We start from the raw sequence: 19,848 nt of genomic DNA on the forward strand, positions 1-19,848 counted from the left end.
TAAATATAACTATTATCTTTACATCACTAACAAATATTACCATTTGAAACCAACCAGACTATTTTTTCTTGACGCCGTAAGAGCTTTTGCTATTTTAATGATGCTACAAGGTCATTTTATAGATTCCCTTTTAAACCCTATTTACAGAGATACTTCTAATACTATTTACAATGTTTGGGCCTATTTTAGGGGAATAACAGCTCCTGTTTTTTTTACAATCACTGGTTTAGTCTTTGTGTTTTTATTATTAAAAGCGAAAGAAAAAGATACAGATAAAGAACGTATAAAAAAAGGACTTAACCGAGGGATCCTACTTATAGGACTTGGTTATGCCTTACGTTTTTCGTTTTTTAGCTTGATGTACGGGCAAGTCAATATGAATTTTTTACAAGTAGATGTTTTACAATGTATAGGATTATCTCTAATTATTTTAATACTACTCTATAAAATCAGCTTTAAAAATGAGCTAATTTTAGCCAGTTTATTTTTAATTATTGGGTTTAGCATATTTGTGTCAGAGCCTTTATATCGCACTTTAAAATTTGAAAATGCACCAATTTTATTTTCTAACTATTTAAGTCTACAAAACGGATCTGTTTTTACCATTATTCCTTGGTTTGGCTATGTCTCGTTTGGTGGTTTTATTGCTGTATTGTTTTCAAAATTTGGTCATAAAAGCAACTACAAAGTCTTTAAAATAATAGGTTTCTTAATTATTGGAATATTCTTAAGCTTCTACTCTTCCGATGCTTTAAAAATTTTAGACAACACATTTAACTTACCATTATTTACTAGAAGTGCTGATTATAATTATTTATTTAGTCGCTTAGGCAATGTCTTGGTAATTTTTGGGTTATTTTACACTTTTGAAAACCAATTAAAACAACCTATTGTAACTAGAATTGGACAAAAAACACTATCTATTTACGTGATACACTTTATGATTATTTACGGAAGTTTTACTGGTTTAAGCTTAAAACAATTCTTTTATAAAAGCCTAACACCAACACAAGCCATTATCGGAGCTATAGTCTTTATAGTAGTTGTGTGTTTTATTTCCTTTTATTACGTAAAGACTAATACTTATATTTATAATAAAATAAGACGTTTTTATAATAAGGTAAAAACTAAATAAATGTTAAAGTCTATTGTTATATCTAACCGATTGGTTAGTTTTGTTCTGTAATCAGAAATAATGGCTAGAAAAAAGCAATATATAGAGGAAGAGGTTGTTGACAAGGCTATGCAATTGTTTTGGCGTAATGGCTATGAAAATACCTCTATGCAAATGCTTGAAAAAGCAATGGGCATTAACAAATTTTCCATCTATTCTAGTTTTGAAAGTAAACATGGGTTGTTTTTAGAAAGCCTAAAACAATACAAAGCAAAGGTCAGTGTGACTTTAGAAAAGTTAAAAAACGGAACGGAAGGTGTTGAAGATATCAAACAATTTTTTTACGATTCTGTAAGTTCTAATTTTAAAAGCGACCATATAAAAGGTTGTTTAGTAACAAACACTTATAATGAGTTTTATGAAACCGAAGATGAGTTAGTAAAAGCACAAATGACTGTGTTTATGGCCAATCTAAAAGAGATTATTATCCAAAAGTTAGCATTGGACTCCAATAAAGATGAAGCCACTGTATTAAAACAAGCTAATTATTTACTTTTAGCAAAGCACGGATTAGCTGCAGCGTCAAGAGTAAACACAAAAGAAGAAATAGAAGATTACATAGAAATGATTTTTGAGAAAATTTAAAATCCTTTTTTTTAAACAATAACTAAACGAGCGTTTAGAAATAATTAACAAACATTAAAATAAAAAATATTATGACAACTTTAAAAATTCACAACATCGCCTCTGCTCCTGAACAAGCAAAACCATTATTAGAAGGCTCACAAAAAGCTTACGGAATGATTCCTGGTTTACATGGTGTTTTAGCAGGTGCTCCTCAATTATTAGACGCCTACCAAAAATTACACGAATTATTTACTCAAACGTCGTTTAATGAAGAAGAATTAACTGTTGTATGGCAAGCCATAAATGTTGAACACGGCTGTCATTATTGCGTACCAGCACATACAGGAATTGCAAAAATGATGAAAGTTGATGACGCAATCACAGAAGCTTTACGTAATGAAGCACCTTTAGAAAATCCTAAATTAGAAGCTTTACGTACTATGACATTAACAATTGTTAGAAACCGTGGTAATGTAACACAAGACGATTTAACTACTTTTTATGCTGCTGGATATGGTGAGCAACAAGTATTAGAAATAATTCTAGGGTTGTCTCAAAAAGTAATTAGTAACTACACAAACCACATCGCAAATACTCCGGTAGACGATGCTTTCAAAGCTTTTGCTTGGAAAAAATAAGGCATTCCCCTTTAGTATTAATAAATAGCTGTAAACCTTCTGTTCTTTTTGCAGAAGGTTTATTAATTTTATAAAAAACATATTATGATAAAAGTATCTGTAATGTATCCAAACGGTAAAGACGTAACGTTTGATTCTGATTACTACACTAACAGTCATTTACCAATGATTGTTGATGCCCTTGGTGATACCTTAAAAGGTTTAGAACTAGACTTAGGTATCGCGAGCAGAGTTCCTGGAGAGCCCGCACCTTATGTCGCTATTGCGCATTTAAAATTTGATGATGTTGCTGCTTTTCAAGCTGCTTTTGGACCTCATGCAAAAACGTTTGCTGATGATGTTAAAAATTACAGTAATGTTGAAGGTGTGCTTCAAATTAGTGAATTGGTTACTTTCTAAAAAAGAAACATAAAAAGTGTTTTAATGAAAATTAAGGAAGAATCAATAAAAAACATAGCAAAAAAGAGTTTCCAGAACGTTTTTAGAACGACTACAGAAACTCTTGGCTTTATGTCTCTAGTTTTCAATAAAAAAGAAATAACACCTTATCATTTTAGATCTATTATGATAGATTTAAAAAAAGAATTATCGAAACTTAGTGTTTCAACATTCAACAAAAAACTAAGCTATCATTGGCTTGTACGCTTTGACCAACAGGTAAACACACCATTTCACGTAGACAACGCTGCAGATCAATCTATACTATTATTGGGCTATGAGCCTAGCGCAATAGACAGCGAATTGCATTTGGCAGATTATCATGCTTTCGCCAATAAGGTATATAAAACACCTGAAGATTATTTCAATAAATTTACACCTGTTTTCAAGGAAGATGAAGATATGTTAATGCCTTTCACTTCAAAAATAAAAATAGCAGAAAAGGATCATTATTCTATTGTTATAATCAATAATAGCAGTCCAAAAGCCAATGTAGATACTTTAGGCGTATTTCATAAAGCCTTAATTATAAATCAAGATTTAAATAAAAGCAGAATTGTCAATTCTATGGTTTTAAATGTTGTATCAACAGATAAAGACACAAAAGATGAAGAAAATGAACACCGTTTTCTCAATAGTAATCTAATTAGTAAATAACTAGATTAGCAGTATAGAAATAAGTATAAAATTGAATTAAAACATAAAAACATGGCAAATAAACTTAAAATAGATATCGTTTCTGACGTTGTATGTCCTTGGTGTACCATTGGATACAAACGCTTAGAAAAAGCAATAAAAGAACTTGGTGTTGAAGATCAAGTAGAAATAGAATGGCAACCCTTTGAATTAAATCCAAACATGCCTGCCGAAGGTCAAAATGTAAACGAACATATTACCGAAAAATACGGATCGACTACAGAGCAACAAAAGGAATCTAAACGTAACATGACAGAGATTGGTGCCGAATTAGGTTTTACATTCGATTATTTTGATGACATGCGTATGGTCAACACTTTTGACGCACACGTGCTATTAGAATATGCAAAAGATTTTGGTAAACAAACCGAACTAAAGATGACATTAACTAAAGCGTTTTTTAGTGATCGTAAAGATGTCTCTAAACATGATATTTTAAGAGCAGCACTTTTAGACGTTGGTTTAAATGCTGACGAAGCTTTAGCTAAATTAGACAACGAAGAAGCCCGTAAAGAAGTAAGAACAAAACAAGACTATTGGAAAAACATGGGTGTAAATTCTGTACCAACGGTTGTTTTTAATAGAAAAAGCGCGGTTACAGGTGCACAACCTGTGGATACCTTTAAACAAGTTTTAACTGAATTAATTAAAGAACAACAATCGGTTTAATATAACCGATTATTTAACACACAACACATGGACAACAACAAAAACACAGGAGAATTGGACGTTTTGTTAGATGAAGTACGTCAAGCAGGTGCTGCCAAATTCTCAGATGAAAAAAAACAAATATATGCAGATGGAATTGCAAGTGTTGCCAAGTCTGGTGTAGTAGAAAATGCTTTAAACGTTGGAGACAAAGCGCTTAATTTTACTTTAAAAAATGCTTTAAATGAATCTGTCAACTTGTATGACGAATTAAAAAACGGACCAGTCGTTTTAACTTGGTACAGAGGTGGGTGGTGTCCGTATTGCAACATTACATTGCACGCTTTACAAGACAAATTACCTGAATTTAAAAACGAAGGTGCTACACTTTTGGCTTTGACTCCAGAACTACCTGATAACTCTTTAAGTACTTCAGAAAAAAACAATCTTGAATTCTCTGTTTTAAGTGATTTAGAAAATACTGTTGGAAAAGAATACGGTGTCGTTTATACCCTAACCGATGATGTTGCTTCCATTTATAATGCCGGTTTTGGGTTAAATAAAGTAAATGGAGACGCTAGTAACCAATTACCACTAGCAGCAACCTACGTTATAGACACCAATGGAGTTATACAATATGCGTTTTTAGATGCTGATTATACTAAACGTGCAGAAGTTTCGGATATATTAACTGCATTAAAAAAACTAAACTAAAATTAATTCTAAAACAAACTATTAATATGACTACTAAAACCCGACCTAAAGTATTATTTTTTGATGTTAACGAAACCTTGTTAGACTTGACAATAATGAAAAAACAGGTCGGTGACGCTTTAGGCGGAAATCAAGAGTTGTTAGCATTATGGTTTACTACAATGTTACAGTATTCATTAGTGGTTTCGGCTAGTGGTCGTTATGAACCTTTTGGGCATATTGGAGCTGCTGCGTTACAAATGGTTGCTGCCAATCAAGAGATTACCATTACGGAAGACAAAGCACGAGATATTATTGTAAATGCTATGCAAAATCTACCACCACATCCAGAGGTGAAAGACGCTTTAAAAGCCTTAAAAAATGACGGCTATACTTTGGTCGCACTGACCAATTCTAATGCAGAAAGCTTAAAAAACAAATTTGAAAACGTGGGATTAACCACTTATTTTGACAAATTATTAAGCATTGAGTCTGTTGGAAAATTTAAGCCTTTTACAGATGTTTATAATTGGGCAGCCCAAAATATGAATGTCAAACCTGAAGACTGCATGCTAATTGCTGCACATGGCTGGGATGTTGCTGGTGCACTTTGGGCGGGTTGGCGCGCAGCTTTTGTTAGTCGTCCAGGACAGCAAACATTTCCGTTAGCACCTAAGACTGAAATTAATGAAAGTGATTTGCAAAAAGTAGCTGCTATTTTAGTTTCTTACAAATGAAGGAATACATTTGGATTAATACAATTTATCCTTTTTACGATTTTTTACACATTAAAAAAAATCTATTACTTTTGTAAAAAAGAAGATAAAGCGGTAATACTTAACTAGTTTTAGTATTTCAATATTTTGCCTCTTTTTTGACTGGACACTCTAGAAAAACGATAACACCAAGGCTTATGAGTACTTTATCAAATATTAAATCTGAAATTGAAAGTTATAAAACGGAATCAAATTTAACGGAATTACAAATCGTAGAGAAGTTGAAAGATTACTATTTTAACAAGCAAGTCAATGACAATTTAAAACTGTATAAAAAAGGAAAAAAGAAAGTCAGTGATATTACTAAAGATTTAAAAATTTCTCCTCGAAAGTTTTATGCCATTTTAGAAAAGAAAAAAATTGAACATAAAAAATATAACACTAGTAATAAAGAAGCCTAAACAATATAAGTAAAACTGTCATTACTGATGTCAACAAATAAAAAAGAGCTTGCGTATGCAAGCTCTTTTTTTTATTTAGTTCCTATTCTTATTTCAAATACGCTAAAACATTAGCTTCAATACGTTCTTGTATGTTAGACACCTCTGCTTTTACAAAAGGTTCTCCCATAATATTCTCGTATAGTTCAATATAACGTTCTGATACTGTTTCAATATACGCATCAGACATAACCGGTACAGTTTGTCCTTCCAAACCTTGAAAGTCATTAGCAATTAACCATTGTCTTACAAACTCTTTAGACAATTGTTTTTGTGCTTCATTATTATCTTGACGGTCTTGGTAGCCTTCTGCATAAAAATAACGCGAAGAATCCGGCGTATGGATTTCGTCAATTAAAACAATTTTTCCGTCTTTAGTTTTACCAAATTCATATTTAGTATCTACTAAAATTAATCCTCGTGAAGCAGCTATTTCAGTACCTCTTTGGAATAATTTACGTGTGTAATCTTCTAAAACAATATAATCGTCTTCACTTACAATTCCTTTTTTTAGAATATCCTCTCTAGAGATATCCTCATCGTGATCTCCCATTTCTGCTTTAGTTGCAGGTGTAATAATAGGCTCAGGAAACTTATCGTTCTCCTTCATCCCTTCTGGCATTGCAACACCACAAAGCATGCGTTTCCCTGCTTTGTACTCGCGTGCAGCATGACCAGACATGTAACCACGTATTACCATTTCTACTTTAAAAGGCTCACATAAATGTCCAACCGCAACGTTTGGATCAGGAGTTCCTGTTAACCAGTTTGGCACCAAATCTTCCGTAGCCTTCATCATACTAGTTGCAATCTGATTAAGAATTTGCCCTTTATAAGGAATCCCTTTTGGCATAACGACATCAAATGCACTCAGTCTATCTGTGGCAATCATGACTAATTCTTCGTCATTGATATTATAAACGGCTCTAACTTTTCCTTTATAAAGACTTTTCTGATTTGGAAAATTAAAATTGGTATCTATTATTGTATTACTCATTATTTAATCTGGTAATTTATTTATTTTTCTTTTTGTAATAACTTAATCTCTATTCTCTATATGCTTATACGCTTCGATAATCTTCTTAACTAATTTATGACGTACAACATCCTTGTCGTCTAGAAAAATCATCCCTACACCTTCTACCCCTTTTAAAATAAGTAAGGCTTCTTTTAAACCAGAAATGGTACGACGTGGTAAATCTATTTGTCCTGGATCACCGGTTAGCAAAAACTTAGCATTTTTACCCATTCTGGTCAAAAACATCTTCATTTGTGCATGTGTTGTATTTTGACCTTCATCTAAAATAACAAAGGCATGGTCCAAAGTACGTCCACGCATAAAGGCTAAAGGAGCAATCTGTATCGTTCCGTTTTCTATATAATGTGCCAATTTTTCAGCAGGAATCATATCCCGTAAAGCATCATATATTGGTTGCATGTAAGGATCTAATTTTTCTTGTAAATCCCCTGGCAAAAATCCTAAATTCTCTCCTGCTTCCACTGCTGGACGCGTTAATATAATCCGTTTAACTTCCTTATTTTTCAATGCTTTTACTGCCAACGCAACTCCTGTATATGTTTTTCCTGTTCCGGCTGGACCGATCGCAAAAACCATATCGTTTTTACGCATCAATTCTACCATTTTACGTTGGTTAGCTGTGATCGGTTTAATTGGTTTTCCGTTTACACCATGTACTAAAACTTCGCCACTTTGTTCTGAAGTCTTATAATCATCACCGCTTTGACTAGTTAATACACGTTCAATAACATTTTCATCTATCTTATTATACTTAGAAAAATGCGTTATTAGCATGGTCATTCTTCGATCAAATTCTTCAAGAAGTTCTTCATCTCCAAAGGCTTTAATTTTGTTCCCTCTAGCGACTATCTTGAGTTTTGGAAAGTATTTTTTTAAAAGTGTAATGTTCTCGTTTCCTGTTCCAAAAAACTCTTTTGGAGAAATCTCTTCTAGCTCAATAATTATTTCGTTCAAAAGCGCTGATTTATTAAATTAATCTGTACAATTTTGTTAGTTTTGTCTATCTAACAAATTTACACATTTTTTGTGTGTCTAAGGTTAAAAAAATATCAACAATAATTCATGCCAATTATAACGCTTACCACAGATTTTGGAGAGAAAGATCACTATGCCGGCGCAATCAAAGGTGCTATTTATAGTGAATTACCTGAGGTTAGAATTGTTGATATCTCTCACTCTGTCTCTCCTTTTAATATTGCTGAAGCTGCATATATTATCCAAAATGCTTATAGTAGTTTTCCTAAAGGTAGTATTCACTTAATTGGTATTGACTCGGAATTAAATCAAGAAAACAAACATATTGCGGTAGAGTTGGATGAACATTATTTTATATGTGCCAACAATGGAATAATGAGTATGATTGCTAATGAAATTGCGCCCTCTAAATTAGTCGAAATAAATATACATGACAAAATAGAAACTAGTTTTCCTGTATTGGATGTCTTTGTAAAAGTAGCTTGTCATATTGCACGAGGTGGTACTCTTGAAGTCATTGGTAAAGCAATTAGCAATATCAAGCCAATTAAAAACCTAGTCCCTTATGTTAATGAGGAGCAAACACAAATTATAGGTAGTATTATTTATATTGATAATTATGGAAATGTTGTCACGAATATAAAGAAATCTTTTTTTGAGAAATTACAAAAAGGAAGAACGTATGAAGTGTCGGCTAGAAGTAATAAATTTAAAAAAATACAAAATAAATATAGTGATATTGTAAACTTTGAAATTCCAGAGGACAAACGTACTGATGAAGGTCGTGGTTTAGTTGTTTTTAATAGCTCTAATTATTTAGAAATAGCTATTTACAAAAGTAACAACCAAACCGTTGGAAGCGCCAGTAGTTTAATGGGATTAGGATTACGTGACACCATAACCATAAATTTTATAAAAGAAGAACCCGTGAATTTTAACGGATAAACAACCACTAATACAATGTTTGTAAGAATTGTAAAATTAAGTTTTGCTGAAGAAAACATAGCGACCTTTCTCGCTAATTTTGAAACTATAAAATATAAAATTAGAAACTTTGAAGGCAATCAATTACTAGAGTTATATCAAGACAAACACAATAGTAACGTGTTTTTTACGTATAGTTATTGGGATACTGAAAGTGATTTAGAAAATTATCGAAACTCTGAATTATTCAAAGGAATTTGGGCAAAAACCAAACCTTTATTTAATGCAAAACCTGAAGCTTGGAGTGTTGACAAATTAGCTTCGCTTAAATAAAACTAATTTGTGAATTGATTGACAACCAAATAACCACATTAATAAATAAACAAAGCATGCTAGCCATACTTAAAAAAGAAATAAATTCATTTTTCGCTTCGCCCATTGGCTATTTAGTCATTACTATATTTTTAGTATTAAACGGTCTGTTTTTGTGGGTATTTAAAGGTGAATTTAATATCATTGATAACGGATTTGCAGACTTATCGTCTTTTTTCTTATTAGCGCCTTGGATTTTAATCTTCCTGATTCCTGCTGTCACTATGCGTAGTTTTAGTGACGAAAAAAAACAAGGAACCTTAGAGTTGCTACTAACCAAACCTATTAGTACGTTACAACTTGTTTTAGGTAAATATTTTGGTTCATTTGTATTAATTTTAATCGCACTTCTTCCAACAGTATTATACGTTTATACAATCTATCAACTAGGAAACCCTATTGGTAACTTAGATTTTGGAAGTACGTTAGGTTCTTATTTTGGATTGTTATTTTTAGTCGCGGCTTACACTGCAATAGGTGTTTTTGCATCTACATTATCAGACAATCAAATCGTTGCCTTTATTGTCGCTGTATTTTTATGTCTGTTTTTTTATATTGGATTTGAAGGTATTGCAGATGTGGTTTCTAATAATATGATTGAAAACCTAGGGATGAATGCACATTTTAAAAGCATGAGTCGTGGTGTGCTAGATACAAGAGATATTATCTACTTTTTAAGCCTTACGACATTGTTTATAATGTTAACCAAATTTAACATCAAAAAACAATAATATGGTTATTACAATTGGATTAGTTATTTCGTTTATTGCTGTTTTTATTTTGGCTTGGCTATTTATAAAAACTATTGGAGATAACAAGTGGGTTAGCTTGTTAATCACACTAGTAGCAACACCTCTACTCTATTTTTATTTATTTTACCCCATAGTCAATATCTTTTCAAGCTATCATCATCAAAAATATTTTAATTCAGAAAACTGGGCAGAATTTCCTGAATTGCGCTTTGAAATGATGGATCAATTAAATAATGAGAATCAATTAATCGGACAATCTAAATCTAAAATTGCTGCCGATTTTGGAACTGCAGAATGGTATGGTTGGGACGATAGCATAAAAGCTAATTCTAAGGACCAATGGAACTATAACATGGGGTTTAAACCAGGGGCTTTTAATACCGAACAGGAGTGTATTGAACTTCAGTTTAAAAATGACACAGTAGCAGCAATTAAAACCTATAAACTTGAGAAAAAATTTGAATAAATCTATCAAAAATATCGCACTTTTAGTCGTTGGTTTAATTTTACTAAACGTACTTGCTCAAAAGGTTTACAAACGCTTCGATTTAACTACAGATCAACGTTATACTCTTAATCCTTCGGTTTTAGACATATTGGATAAAGCAGAGTCTCCTGTGGTTATAGATGTCTATTTGGAAGGTGATGATTTTCCTTCAGAATTCAGAAAACTACAATCAGAAACAAGACAATTACTTGAAGAATTTAAAGCCTATAACAACAATATTAGTTTCAACTTTATAAACCCTATTGAAAACGAAGCCACTCGTGATCAAAATATTCAACAATTAAATGCCCGTGGTTTAACACCTATGCAGTTAAACGTTCAGGAAAATGGAAAATCAAGCCAAGCGGTTATTTTTCCATGGGCTTTGGCTAGTTATAATGATGCTACGGTAAAAATTCCTTTAGTAAAAAATGCCATTGGAGCAACACAACAACAATTAGTGACTAATTCCGTACAACAATTGGAGTATGCTTTTGCTGACGGCTTTAGTAAATTAGTTAATCCTAAACGTCGCAAAATAGCTGTTTTAATAGGTAATGGACAATTGGAGAACAAACACATTGCCGATTATATAAAAAGTATTAGAGACTATTATTTTATAGCCCCTTTTACTTTAGATAGTGTGGCCAATCATGCGGAAAGCACACTTAAAAAACTTCAAAACTTTGATTTAATTATTTCGGCTAAGCCAACAGAGCCCTTTACAGAAGCTGAAAAATTAATTTTAGACCAGTACACCATGAATGGTGGAAAAAGCTTGTGGATGGTAGAACAAGTTGCAATGAGCAAAGATAGTCTGTACAATGATTTAGGTAAAAATGTAGCGATGCCCATGGATTTAAATCTAACCGATTTTTTCTTTAAATATGGCGTGCGTATCAACCCCTTAATTGTAAGCTCGATGTACTCCGCTCCGATTACTTTAGCTTCCGGAGAAGGTAGTAATAGTCAATTCCAAAGTTATCCTTGGACCTACTCCCCACTTGCAAAAGGAAACTCTAACCATCCCATTGTAAATAATTTAGATTTTTTAAAGTTTGATTTTGCAAATCCAATCGACCTTATAAAAAGTAGTACTAAAAAGACTATTTTATTACAAAGTGCACCTTTAAGTAAGCTAGAAGGTACGCCACGAGAAATTAGTTTGGATATGGTTAATGATAAATTAGACCCTAAATCTTTTAATAAAGGACCACAAAACTTAGCTATACTATTAGAAGGCACCTTTACTTCTGCCTATAAAAACAGAGTCAAACCCTTAAAATTAGCAAACGTTAAGGATCAAAGTGTTCCTACTAAAATGGTGGTCATTTCTGATGGTGATATTGTTAAAAATGAAGTCGGTCGTAATGGTGTTGAAGAGCTTGGTTTTGATAAGTATACTGGACAGACTTTTGGTAATAAAGAATTTTTAGTAAATGTGGCTAATTATCTTTTAGATGACACTGGACTTATAAACATTAGATCCAAAGAAATTGCTGTTGCCTTTTTAAATCCAGAAAAAATAACAGAAGAAAAAACAAAATGGCAACTCATAAACGTCTTATTACCATTGCTTTTATTAGGTGTTTTTGGTTTTCTATTTAACCTTAATAGAAAGAAAAAATACGCAAAGTAAGTGTTGATAAGTTTGTTTCTTTTTTTAACGCATTAGCAATATATTTGTAAGACCATTATTAATAGTATTAATTTCCATATATAGATGAAATTTATTGTATCAAGTACTTACTTACTAAAACAACTACAGGTTTTAGGAGGTGTAATAAACAGCTCGAATACATTACCAATTTTAGATAATTTTTTATTCGACTTAAACGAATCTAAACTAACGGTATCAGCAAGTGATTTAGAAACGACTATGTCTGCTGTATTAGATGTAGAAAGTGATAATGAAGGAAGCGTTGCTATTCCTGCCCGTTTACTTTTAGATACTTTAAAAACGTTTCCAGAGCAACCATTGACCTTTGTTATTGAAGAGAATAACATCGTTGAAATTAGCTCTAATCATGGTAAATATGCTTTAGCTTATGCTGACGGAAACGAATTCCCGAAAGCCGTAAGTCTAGAAGATCCTAGTAATACAAAAATGCCTGGTCATATTTTGGCTACTGCTATTAACAAAACTATTTTTGCTGCTGGTAACGATGATTTAAGACCTGTCATGAGTGGTGTGTTTTTCCAATTCTCTACGGAAGGTTTAACGTTTGTTGCTACGGATGCACATAAATTAGTAAAATATACTAGAGATGACGTAAAAGCGTCTCAGGTTGCCGAGTTTATTATGCCTAAAAAACCTTTAAACTTGTTGAAGGGAATTTTAGGAGCAAGCGATGAAGAAATCACTATTGAATATAATGATTCTAATGCAAAATTTACTTTTGAAAACACGGTATTAATTTGTCGTTTAATTGACGGTAAATATCCAAACTACGAAGCAGTAATACCAAAAGAAAATCCAAATAAACTAACCATTGACAGAACTCAATTTTTAAATTCTGTTCGTCGTGTTAGTATTTTCTCAAACAAAACAACGCACCAAATTAGATTAAAGATTGCTGGAGCAGAATTAAACATCTCTGCAGAAGACATTGACTACTCTAACAAAGCAGAAGAGCGTTTGACTTGTGATTATCAAGGAGACGATATGCAAATAGGCTTTAACTCTCGTTTTTTAACAGAAATGTTGAATAACTTAGGCTCTAACGATGTGCAATTAGAATTAAGTATGCCAAACAGAGCTGGTATTCTTACACCAATTGATGATTTAGAAGAAGGTGAACATGTAACCATGTTAGTTATGCCAGTTATGCTAAACAGCTAATTAAAAACCTTTTACAATACTATAAAAAAAAGCAATTCTAACGAGTTGCTTTTTTTTGTTGCATAAATAATGCATTTATAAATACTTAATTTACTACTTTTAGGCCAATTAAAGTACTTAGTAATGCGCTTCAGTGATAATTATTAAGTTGTACTGCTTAATTAGTCTATTGTATGAGAAGTAAAATAAATCTAATCCTTTTATGTATTGTCTGTCTAACACAGGGGTCTTGCAAGGATGACGATCAAAGAATACCAGACGCAAATTCTTCGATTATTGGAGAATGGCTAAGAAGTGACTTTCTTATAGATGCTACCATCAAATATAAACTTCATTTTTATGAAGCTAACAACAACGGACTAATAACAAATCAAGTGACTACAAAAGAAGGTGCTATCTCTAGCGCAAACCCCTTTAACTGGAGTCTTAATGGTACGACTTTAACGATAACAAAAGACGATTCTAGTCCAATTAATACAAGCGTTCAATTTTTAGATAATGGCAATCTATATTTGGCAGGCTTTTCTCCTCTAGAGTTTATTAGACAATAACAATTACTAAAACTATATAAAACTAAAAACGCAACCTTGACAGGTTGCGTTTTTCTCTTTATCACATTAATATAACTAACTAATAAAATTAAAAGATAAAGGGTATTCTGGGTTTTCGCCATTACTAACTTTAATGGCGTTTATTATGGGATAAATAATTGAGATTGCCCCTAAAATGAACCAACCTAAAAGACCTAATCCAAATAACAGTATTAAAGGTACGCATACTATATATAAAACGACCAAACTTAACTGAAAATTTACAATGCTTTTTCCATGAGCATCCATTTGATAGACTGTATCTTTTTGGGACATCCATAGTATTAAAGGCGCTATTAAGCTACCAAATCCTATAACTAAGGATACTAATTGACTTAAATGGGTTATTACTAGTAACTGTCTGTTCTGTTTCATAGCGATGTGATTTAATGATTGATACTTATAAGACGCATAAAACAAAAAAATGTTACACATCTCAATGTAGAATAGCATTTAATTTATTCATAACATCATAATAACTCACAAATAACATGGAAGAATTAACTATGCATATATAAAAAACAATCAAAATGAGTAAACAATTTAACAGACGATCATTTTTAAAAAACACATTGCTAGCAACAGGAGGCATTATTTTAATTCCTAATTTTATTAGTTGTTCAAACGATGATGATTTAAGCAGTCCAAGTATAATCCCAGAAGATCTAGATGAAACAAATTATGAATATGGTGTCGCAAGTTTTGACCCTACGCAATCGCAAGTCATCATCTGGACTAGATACACCTCAAATAGTGCAAGTGCAACTCTGATATGGCAAATTGCGACAGATGTTATGTTTACTAACTTAGTAAGAAGTGGAGAAGTTACAACAGATAGTTCTCGCGATTTTACAGTGGCTGTAGAAGTACAAAACTTACAAGCCGACCAAAAATTATATTACCGTTTTATTAATAGCGATGACGCTACTGTTTCTCCAATTGGTGAAACTATAACATTACCTTCCGGAGGAGTTGATCAGGTAAAAATAGGTGTGACCTCTTGTGCTAATTATGCTGCTGGTTTATTTAATGTCTATAGTGCGATGGCCACGTCAAATATTGATATCGTTGTTCATTTAGGTGATTATATTTATGAATATGGTGCTGGTCAATACGGCACGAATGCCTTTACAGAAACTTTAGGTAGAACTCATAGTCCAGCTCATGAAATTATTTCACTGGAAGATTATAGAGCAAGATATAAGCAATACAGAAGTGATGAAAATCTAATGTTACTACACCAAAAAAAACCATTTATAGCTGTCTGGGATGATCATGAAATAACAAACGATACGTATAAAGATGGCGCACAAAATCACCAAGATAATGAAGGGGCTTTTGAAGTAAGAAAACAAAATGCGTTACAAGCATATAGCGAGTATTTACCTGCAATGACTAATGATGCTAGTATTATTTACAGAAGTTTTCAAATAGGAAACTTAGTTAATTTAGTAATGCTAGACACTAGACTCGCTGGTAGAGATAAACAATTAGAAATCACAGATTATTTTGATGCTTCAGGTGATTTTGATGCCACAACATTTCAACAAGACTGGTTAGACCCAAATAGAACAATGTTAGGTACAACGCAAAAAAACTGGTTACTAAATGAGGTTGCTAGCAATAGTGCGGAATGGCAAGTATTAGGCCAACAAGTATTAATGGGTAAAATGATGATTCCTGCCGAATTATTAACGGCTTTAGGTACTATTATTGGAGAAGTTAGCGCGACAGGATCAGCGTCCTCTGCTTCTATGCAACTGTTTCAGCAACAATTAGAAGAATTAGTGCAACTAAAACTAAGAGTACTTAATAACGATCCGAGTCTAAGTGCGTATGAATTAGCAAGAATCAATACGGTTTTACCTTACAACTTAGATGCTTGGGATGGTTACCCTACCGAAAGAGAAATAATCCTTGAAGCCTTTGCTGGTAAAAAAGTCGTTGTTTTAGCTGGAGACACACATAATGCTTGGTCTAACACAGTAGTATCCAACAGCGAAAATGTTACTGTTACGGAGTTGGCAACATCTTCTGTAAGCTCGCCAGGTTTTGATACTTACTTAGGGTCTTCCCCTACTTTTGTTAATAGTTTTCAGGATGCTATAACACTGTTAATAGATGGATTAAATTATTTTGATTCTGCTAGACGTGGTTATATGGAAGTTACATTTAGTCCAGGAACTGCAACATCCGATTGGATATTTGTAGACTCTGTTTTTTCCGAATCCTTTTCAACTATAATAGGACACTCGATAACCCTATAATAACTTAACTCTATTATAAAAACAACCTGAGTATCAATCTTTATACTCAGGTTGTTTTTTAATATCAGCACTTATCTTCAAAACGTTATACTAATTAAACAAATCACGTTTAAAAATCTAAACCCACACTTCTACTTCCTTTACAACAACAGAATAGTATTCTTGAGGCAAACATATAATAATTTTAAAGAAAGCTAACAAATATAATCGGTATTGTTCAAACCACCACGGTTATGCATCTATCGGCAATAGCTTACAATCTTAAAAGTATTTAAAGCTTGTACAAAAACGAACAAAAAGTAAAAGAAAGGCACTTGGCGTTTTGCTTTTTGAAATAATAGCACTTTACAAGGCTATAAACTTCCATTTAAGCGTATCAAAATTAAGGTACATCTTATATAAGTAATAAAAATTAAGTCTTTTTTAAAAGGCTTAATTCACTTATTCTATTAAAATATTATGGGGTTGTGCAACGGTTACCGGTGTTGGAAATAGTACTTTATTATTAAATCCGATTTTCATCATTCATTTTATTCGGATTTTGTCGTGTGTCAAAGACATCATTAATTATAATTTCATTACCTACTATTCTGTAAATAAGTTTATAATGTTCACTTATTAAGTATTTATGATTTTTATTTAGAATTGTCAAATTTGGTTCAATTGGACCAGAATTCGGGTTCTTTAATAATTGTTTCGAGGATTTAAGTATTTGTTTTCTGATTTTATGAGCAAGTTTTTTATTTACTTCAATAGCATAATAATCAAAAATATCTTTTAAATTTCTGATAGCAAAATCAGTCCAAACTATTTTCATTGTTACCAATTTGCCGACATTCTCTCTAAATCATCTTGACTTTTTACATTTCCATTTTTGAAATCCAATTCAGATTTTTCAATTCGATTTAGTAATTCCTCGACAGTAAATGGTTTTAATTCTGGATTGTGTTCAATCACTCTTTTTAGGATATAATTTTCCAATTTGTCAAATAATATCTCGTCCTTAATTTGGGCTAGATAAGTTATTAAATTGAGTTTTCGAGTTTGTAAATCCATAATTCGCATATTTAATCAAAAATACATTTTTTTTTACTAAATGTTTATTTGAAAAACGATTTTCTTGTATGTCTAGTCCTATAATATGGCTACAGGTTAAAATTGAATTAAGCTGGTAATTTATATACCATATTAGGTGTTTTATAATCTAAAGATAAATGTAATCTTACGTCGTTGTATAAATTAATTGCATTTTTTACAGCTCTTTTTGCGTGTGTTACACTATCAAAGGTTTGGTCTAGGTAAAACTCATCTTTTAAGATGCCTTTTACGCATTCTGCCATGGCGTTTTCGTAACAAGGATTTTGTTCAGTAAAAGAGCGACCACGAATTAGTAAAATGGGCCATCAAAAACTTAGAAATTTATTGTTTATGTGTAGTTTTAGCGCTTGCAAATACAACAAAGCATGCCAAGCTATTTATGAGCGATTAGTCGCTAAAGGAAAAAGCAAAAAATTAGCCTTAATAGCGGTTTGTAATAAGCTATTAAAACAGGCATTTGCTATTGCTAAATCAGGGTTAATATTTGATAAAGACTATAAAAGTACGTTAGTGAAAAATTAATGCCATTTTTCTTGTTTTTTAACACAGTACTTTGTTGTATGCTGGCTTTTACTTTTTTCGTTCTATTTTTATTGGGTTTTGGCGAGTATCAAAAACATCATTTATTTCAATTCTATTCTCTTCCTTGTTAATCCAATAAATGACTTTATAGTTTTTATAGACCAAATATCTAAACCCTTGAGTTCTGTTTTTAAGAAGTTCTTCGGCTTGTCCAATTTCTGGTTGCCTTTGTAATTTTAAAGTTTTGTTATAAATACCGTTAACGAGTTTTTTTGCTATTCGAATTCCTGCCTTTTCTCGATGATATTGATAAATTTTTTCTAGTTCTTTTTGAGAAAAATCAGTCCAAAATAATTTTAATTCCATTTATCCATCTTGGCTTTTAATTCGCTAGATTCTATTAGTCGACCATTTATTGAATCTTCCATAGATTTGTCAATTCGAGAATTAAATTCCTTAATTGTCAAAGGTTTAAAATCATCATTATCAAAATTCTTGTTTTCTTTTCTAAGGATTTGTTCAAGTCGTGAAATAACATCTTCACTTTGAATCTTTAAAAACTCTTGAATAAATTCCAGTTTTCTTGTTTTTAAATCCATTTTATTAGCTTTTTATCAAAGATACAAAATTATCAATTTAAACCTCTAATTTTCTTGCTTTCACGAATTTTAAAGCTTGTTTCCAAAGGTTTTATGTATGGTTAGTCGCTAAAGGAAAAAGTAAAAAATTAGCCTTAATAGCGGTTTGTAATAAGCTATTAAAACAGGCATTTGCTATTGCTAAATCAGGGTTAATATTTGATAAAGAATATAAAAGTACGTTAGTGAAAATTTAATGACATTTTACTTGTTTTTTAACACAATACTTTCTTGGCAATAGTTATTAATTAATTTTAATTGTATATTCTCTACTAGAAGCATTACTACACAAATTGTCTGAGCCATCGTCTTCGAATATATAAGGTCTTACAATTACTCTTACTTCAAATTCAAAATTTCCAGCTACACTTGAAACTCCATCAAAGGTAATTGTTCTATTCGAAAAGCTATAAATTATTCCATTTGGCAGGTCTTCATTAACTTCAACACTTTCAATAAAATAATCGCTATCCATAGCATTTTCAATCTCAACATTAACATAATCGGAATAAGGTAAATTCCTCTGTCCATCAGTTAACTCTTTTTCCTCAAGTACTGGTCTAATTCCAATTATACAACTCGCTATTGTATCTGCATCGCAACTGCTTAATAACAATACTAAAAAAGTAAATAATGTAAAGTAATATTTTCTCAAGAGAATGTGTGTTAAATTATTGCCAACGGTTTTGTAGTCGAGTAGACAAGAGAGATTTCACCCCAAGCCTCTCACAGAACCGTACGTGATAGTCTCCCATCATACGGCTCTTCTAATTTTAATTACAAATATAAGCTCCTCCTTTTACAAGTTGGCTAACAGTAATTAAAATTAGCTAACCCCTTTGCTCCATTTCCATTACAGAAACTTCATCACTACTACGGATTAGTCCGTCCCTGAAAATAACATTGGTATTCTACCTCTAGGTTGATCCTATTGTGTATTTTCCTTAACATTTATAATCAGGTTCTCGAGTTCCGTATATAAGCCTAAATAAAAGTCATGCCCCCTGAATGACGCCTGCCGTATAGCCAATAAATAGGTGACCGCTATACTCTTCACTCCGTATCATACTTCGTAGCTTTTGACAGAATGTAGCAACTTCTCGACACCTCAAAAGGGGTTCACTTTAGTTCATCTCTTTTATCAATACCTGACTAACTCTTGATTAGCCGTTTCCTAAACGCTCAGTACATTTGCTCTTTACAAAAGCACCTTTAGGTGGTTTAACGCCTTCTCCTATAAGACGACATTGGTGGGTCGGTTCCACCATCTTA

26 protein-coding genes and 2 pseudogenes are annotated in these 19,848 nt (G+C 32.1%); 19 read left to right on the forward strand and 9 right to left on the reverse strand.

From position 1 onward, the window contains the following. The first annotated feature begins 43 nt into the window (after window positions 1–43). The 9 genes from H0I26_RS14930 (at window position 44) to H0I26_RS14970 (ending at window position 6,031) form a co-directional block, all read left to right on the forward strand. Window positions 44–1,135, forward strand: a complete 1,092-nt coding sequence (locus H0I26_RS14930; protein ID WP_218699794.1) for a heparan-alpha-glucosaminide N-acetyltransferase domain-containing protein — start codon at window positions 44–46, stop codon at window positions 1,133–1,135. Window positions 1,136–1,195: 60 nt separating this feature from the next. Then, window positions 1,196–1,759: a TetR/AcrR family transcriptional regulator gene (locus H0I26_RS14935; RefSeq protein WP_218699795.1), complete on the forward strand. Its 564-nt coding sequence runs from the start codon at window positions 1,196–1,198 to the stop codon at window positions 1,757–1,759. Between the two features lie 71 nt (window positions 1,760–1,830). After that, complete coding sequence (locus H0I26_RS14940) at window positions 1,831–2,379, forward strand: carboxymuconolactone decarboxylase family protein (RefSeq protein ID WP_101018947.1); 549 nt, start codon at window positions 1,831–1,833, stop codon at window positions 2,377–2,379. An 84-nt stretch (window positions 2,380–2,463) separates the two neighbouring features. Next, window positions 2,464–2,778: an EthD family reductase gene (locus H0I26_RS14945; protein WP_101018948.1), complete on the forward strand. Its 315-nt coding sequence runs from the start codon at window positions 2,464–2,466 to the stop codon at window positions 2,776–2,778. A gap of 24 nt (window positions 2,779–2,802) precedes the next feature. Next, complete coding sequence (locus tag H0I26_RS14950; RefSeq protein ID WP_101018949.1) at window positions 2,803–3,474, forward strand: hypothetical protein; 672 nt, start codon at window positions 2,803–2,805, stop codon at window positions 3,472–3,474. Between the two features lie 51 nt (window positions 3,475–3,525). Continuing rightward, on the forward strand, window positions 3,526–4,182 hold the full coding sequence (locus tag H0I26_RS14955) for a DsbA family oxidoreductase (protein ID WP_101018950.1): 657 nt from the start codon (window positions 3,526–3,528) through the stop codon (window positions 4,180–4,182). A gap of 27 nt (window positions 4,183–4,209) precedes the next feature. Further along, entirely contained in the window at window positions 4,210–4,875 is a 666-nt protein-coding gene (locus tag H0I26_RS14960; RefSeq protein ID WP_218699796.1) for a peroxiredoxin-like family protein, read from the forward strand. Between the two features lie 26 nt (window positions 4,876–4,901). Further along, window positions 4,902–5,591, forward strand: a complete 690-nt coding sequence (locus H0I26_RS14965) for a haloacid dehalogenase type II (RefSeq protein WP_218699797.1) — start codon at window positions 4,902–4,904, stop codon at window positions 5,589–5,591. 176 nt (window positions 5,592–5,767) lie between these two features. After that, window positions 5,768–6,031 carry a hypothetical protein gene (locus H0I26_RS14970; RefSeq protein WP_136584247.1) on the forward strand — a complete coding sequence of 88 codons (264 nt, stop codon included), beginning with the start codon at window positions 5,768–5,770 and terminating at the stop codon, window positions 6,029–6,031. Window positions 6,032–6,119: 88 nt separating this feature from the next. On the opposite strand, the gene H0I26_RS14975 is transcribed toward H0I26_RS14970, so the two are convergent. Together H0I26_RS14975 and H0I26_RS14980 are read right to left on the reverse strand one after the other, a co-directional pair. Continuing rightward, complete coding sequence (locus tag H0I26_RS14975) at window positions 6,120–7,067, reverse strand: phosphoribosylaminoimidazolesuccinocarboxamide synthase (RefSeq protein WP_218699798.1); 948 nt, start codon at window positions 7,065–7,067, stop codon at window positions 6,120–6,122. A gap of 42 nt (window positions 7,068–7,109) precedes the next feature. Continuing rightward, a complete protein-coding gene (locus H0I26_RS14980) occupies window positions 7,110–8,063 on the reverse strand; it encodes a PhoH family protein (protein ID WP_218699799.1) in 954 nt (317 codons plus the stop codon). A gap of 108 nt (window positions 8,064–8,171) precedes the next feature. Between H0I26_RS14980 and H0I26_RS14985 the strand changes: the two genes are divergently transcribed. The 7 genes from H0I26_RS14985 (at window position 8,172) to H0I26_RS15015 (ending at window position 14,012) form a co-directional block, all read left to right on the forward strand. Continuing rightward, window positions 8,172–9,029, forward strand: coding sequence for an S-adenosyl-l-methionine hydroxide adenosyltransferase family protein (locus H0I26_RS14985; RefSeq protein ID WP_101018956.1), 858 nt, complete (start codon window positions 8,172–8,174; stop codon window positions 9,027–9,029). A gap of 15 nt (window positions 9,030–9,044) precedes the next feature. Continuing rightward, window positions 9,045–9,341, forward strand: coding sequence for a putative quinol monooxygenase (locus H0I26_RS14990; RefSeq protein WP_218699800.1), 297 nt, complete (start codon window positions 9,045–9,047; stop codon window positions 9,339–9,341). A gap of 56 nt (window positions 9,342–9,397) precedes the next feature. Continuing rightward, on the forward strand, window positions 9,398–10,111 hold the full coding sequence (gldF, locus tag H0I26_RS14995; RefSeq protein ID WP_218699801.1) for a gliding motility-associated ABC transporter permease subunit GldF: 714 nt from the start codon (window positions 9,398–9,400) through the stop codon (window positions 10,109–10,111). Window position 10,112: 1 nt separating this feature from the next. Next, window positions 10,113–10,598 carry a hypothetical protein gene (locus tag H0I26_RS15000; protein ID WP_218699802.1) on the forward strand — a complete coding sequence of 162 codons (486 nt, stop codon included), beginning with the start codon at window positions 10,113–10,115 and terminating at the stop codon, window positions 10,596–10,598. Continuing rightward, a complete protein-coding gene (gene gldG / locus H0I26_RS15005) occupies window positions 10,579–12,258 on the forward strand; it encodes a gliding motility-associated ABC transporter substrate-binding protein GldG (RefSeq protein ID WP_218699803.1) in 1,680 nt (559 codons plus the stop codon). Before H0I26_RS15000 ends, gldG begins: the two co-directional genes overlap by 20 nt. An 84-nt stretch (window positions 12,259–12,342) precedes the next feature. Next, window positions 12,343–13,461 (forward strand): DNA polymerase III subunit beta, encoded by a 1,119-nt coding sequence (gene dnaN, locus H0I26_RS15010; protein ID WP_101018959.1) that lies wholly within the window; start codon window positions 12,343–12,345, stop codon window positions 13,459–13,461. Between the two features lie 173 nt (window positions 13,462–13,634). Further along, entirely contained in the window at window positions 13,635–14,012 is a 378-nt protein-coding gene (locus H0I26_RS15015) for a hypothetical protein (protein WP_218699804.1), read from the forward strand. Between the two features lie 75 nt (window positions 14,013–14,087). On the opposite strand, the gene H0I26_RS15020 is transcribed toward H0I26_RS15015, so the two are convergent. Continuing rightward, on the reverse strand, window positions 14,088–14,426 hold the full coding sequence (locus H0I26_RS15020; protein ID WP_218699805.1) for a DUF4870 domain-containing protein: 339 nt from the start codon (window positions 14,424–14,426) through the stop codon (window positions 14,088–14,090). A 155-nt stretch (window positions 14,427–14,581) separates the two neighbouring features. Between H0I26_RS15020 and H0I26_RS15025 the strand changes: the two genes are divergently transcribed. Next, the gene (locus H0I26_RS15025; protein ID WP_218699806.1) at window positions 14,582–16,318 is read left to right on the forward strand and encodes an alkaline phosphatase D family protein; all 1,737 of its coding nucleotides are present in this window, start codon (window positions 14,582–14,584) and stop codon (window positions 16,316–16,318) included. Window positions 16,319–16,823: 505 nt separating this feature from the next. Here the strand turns inward: H0I26_RS15025 and H0I26_RS15030 are convergent. The 3 genes from H0I26_RS15030 to H0I26_RS15040 all read right to left on the reverse strand — a co-directional run bounded on the left by H0I26_RS15030 (window position 16,824) and on the right by H0I26_RS15040 (window position 17,658). Then, entirely contained in the window at window positions 16,824–17,135 is a 312-nt protein-coding gene (locus H0I26_RS15030) for a type II toxin-antitoxin system RelE/ParE family toxin (RefSeq protein WP_218699807.1), read from the reverse strand. Between the two features lie 2 nt (window positions 17,136–17,137). After that, a complete protein-coding gene (locus tag H0I26_RS15035) occupies window positions 17,138–17,374 on the reverse strand; it encodes a hypothetical protein (RefSeq protein ID WP_218699808.1) in 237 nt (78 codons plus the stop codon). 107 nt (window positions 17,375–17,481) lie between these two features. Further along, the gene (locus tag H0I26_RS15040) at window positions 17,482–17,658 is read right to left on the reverse strand and encodes an integrase core domain-containing protein (RefSeq protein ID WP_218699809.1); all 177 of its coding nucleotides are present in this window, start codon (window positions 17,656–17,658) and stop codon (window positions 17,482–17,484) included. 25 nt (window positions 17,659–17,683) lie between these two features. On the opposite strand from H0I26_RS15040, the pseudogene H0I26_RS15045 reads away from it, so the two are divergent. Further along, window positions 17,684–17,938 (forward strand): annotated as a pseudogene (locus H0I26_RS15045) (IS110 family transposase); the annotation flags it as partial. Window positions 17,939–17,986: 48 nt separating this feature from the next. Here H0I26_RS15045 and H0I26_RS15050 read toward each other — a convergent pair. Together H0I26_RS15050 and H0I26_RS15055 are read right to left on the reverse strand one after the other, a co-directional pair. Next, on the reverse strand, window positions 17,987–18,304 hold the full coding sequence (locus tag H0I26_RS15050; RefSeq protein WP_218699810.1) for a type II toxin-antitoxin system RelE/ParE family toxin: 318 nt from the start codon (window positions 18,302–18,304) through the stop codon (window positions 17,987–17,989). Then, complete coding sequence (locus H0I26_RS15055; RefSeq protein ID WP_218699811.1) at window positions 18,295–18,537, reverse strand: hypothetical protein; 243 nt, start codon at window positions 18,535–18,537, stop codon at window positions 18,295–18,297. Before H0I26_RS15055 ends, H0I26_RS15050 begins: the two co-directional genes overlap by 10 nt. 71 nt (window positions 18,538–18,608) lie before the next feature. Here H0I26_RS15055 and H0I26_RS19785 point away from each other — a divergent pair. After that, window positions 18,609–18,773 (forward strand): annotated as a pseudogene (locus H0I26_RS19785) (IS110 family transposase); the annotation flags it as partial. 47 nt (window positions 18,774–18,820) lie between these two features. Here the strand turns inward: H0I26_RS19785 and H0I26_RS15060 are convergent. Beyond that, complete coding sequence (locus tag H0I26_RS15060; protein ID WP_218699812.1) at window positions 18,821–19,231, reverse strand: hypothetical protein; 411 nt, start codon at window positions 19,229–19,231, stop codon at window positions 18,821–18,823. Between the last annotated feature and the right edge of the window lie 617 nt (window positions 19,232–19,848).

The sequence above is a fragment of the Olleya sp. HaHaR_3_96 genome, from assembly GCF_019278545.1.
Taxonomy (GTDB): domain Bacteria; phylum Bacteroidota; class Bacteroidia; order Flavobacteriales; family Flavobacteriaceae; genus Olleya.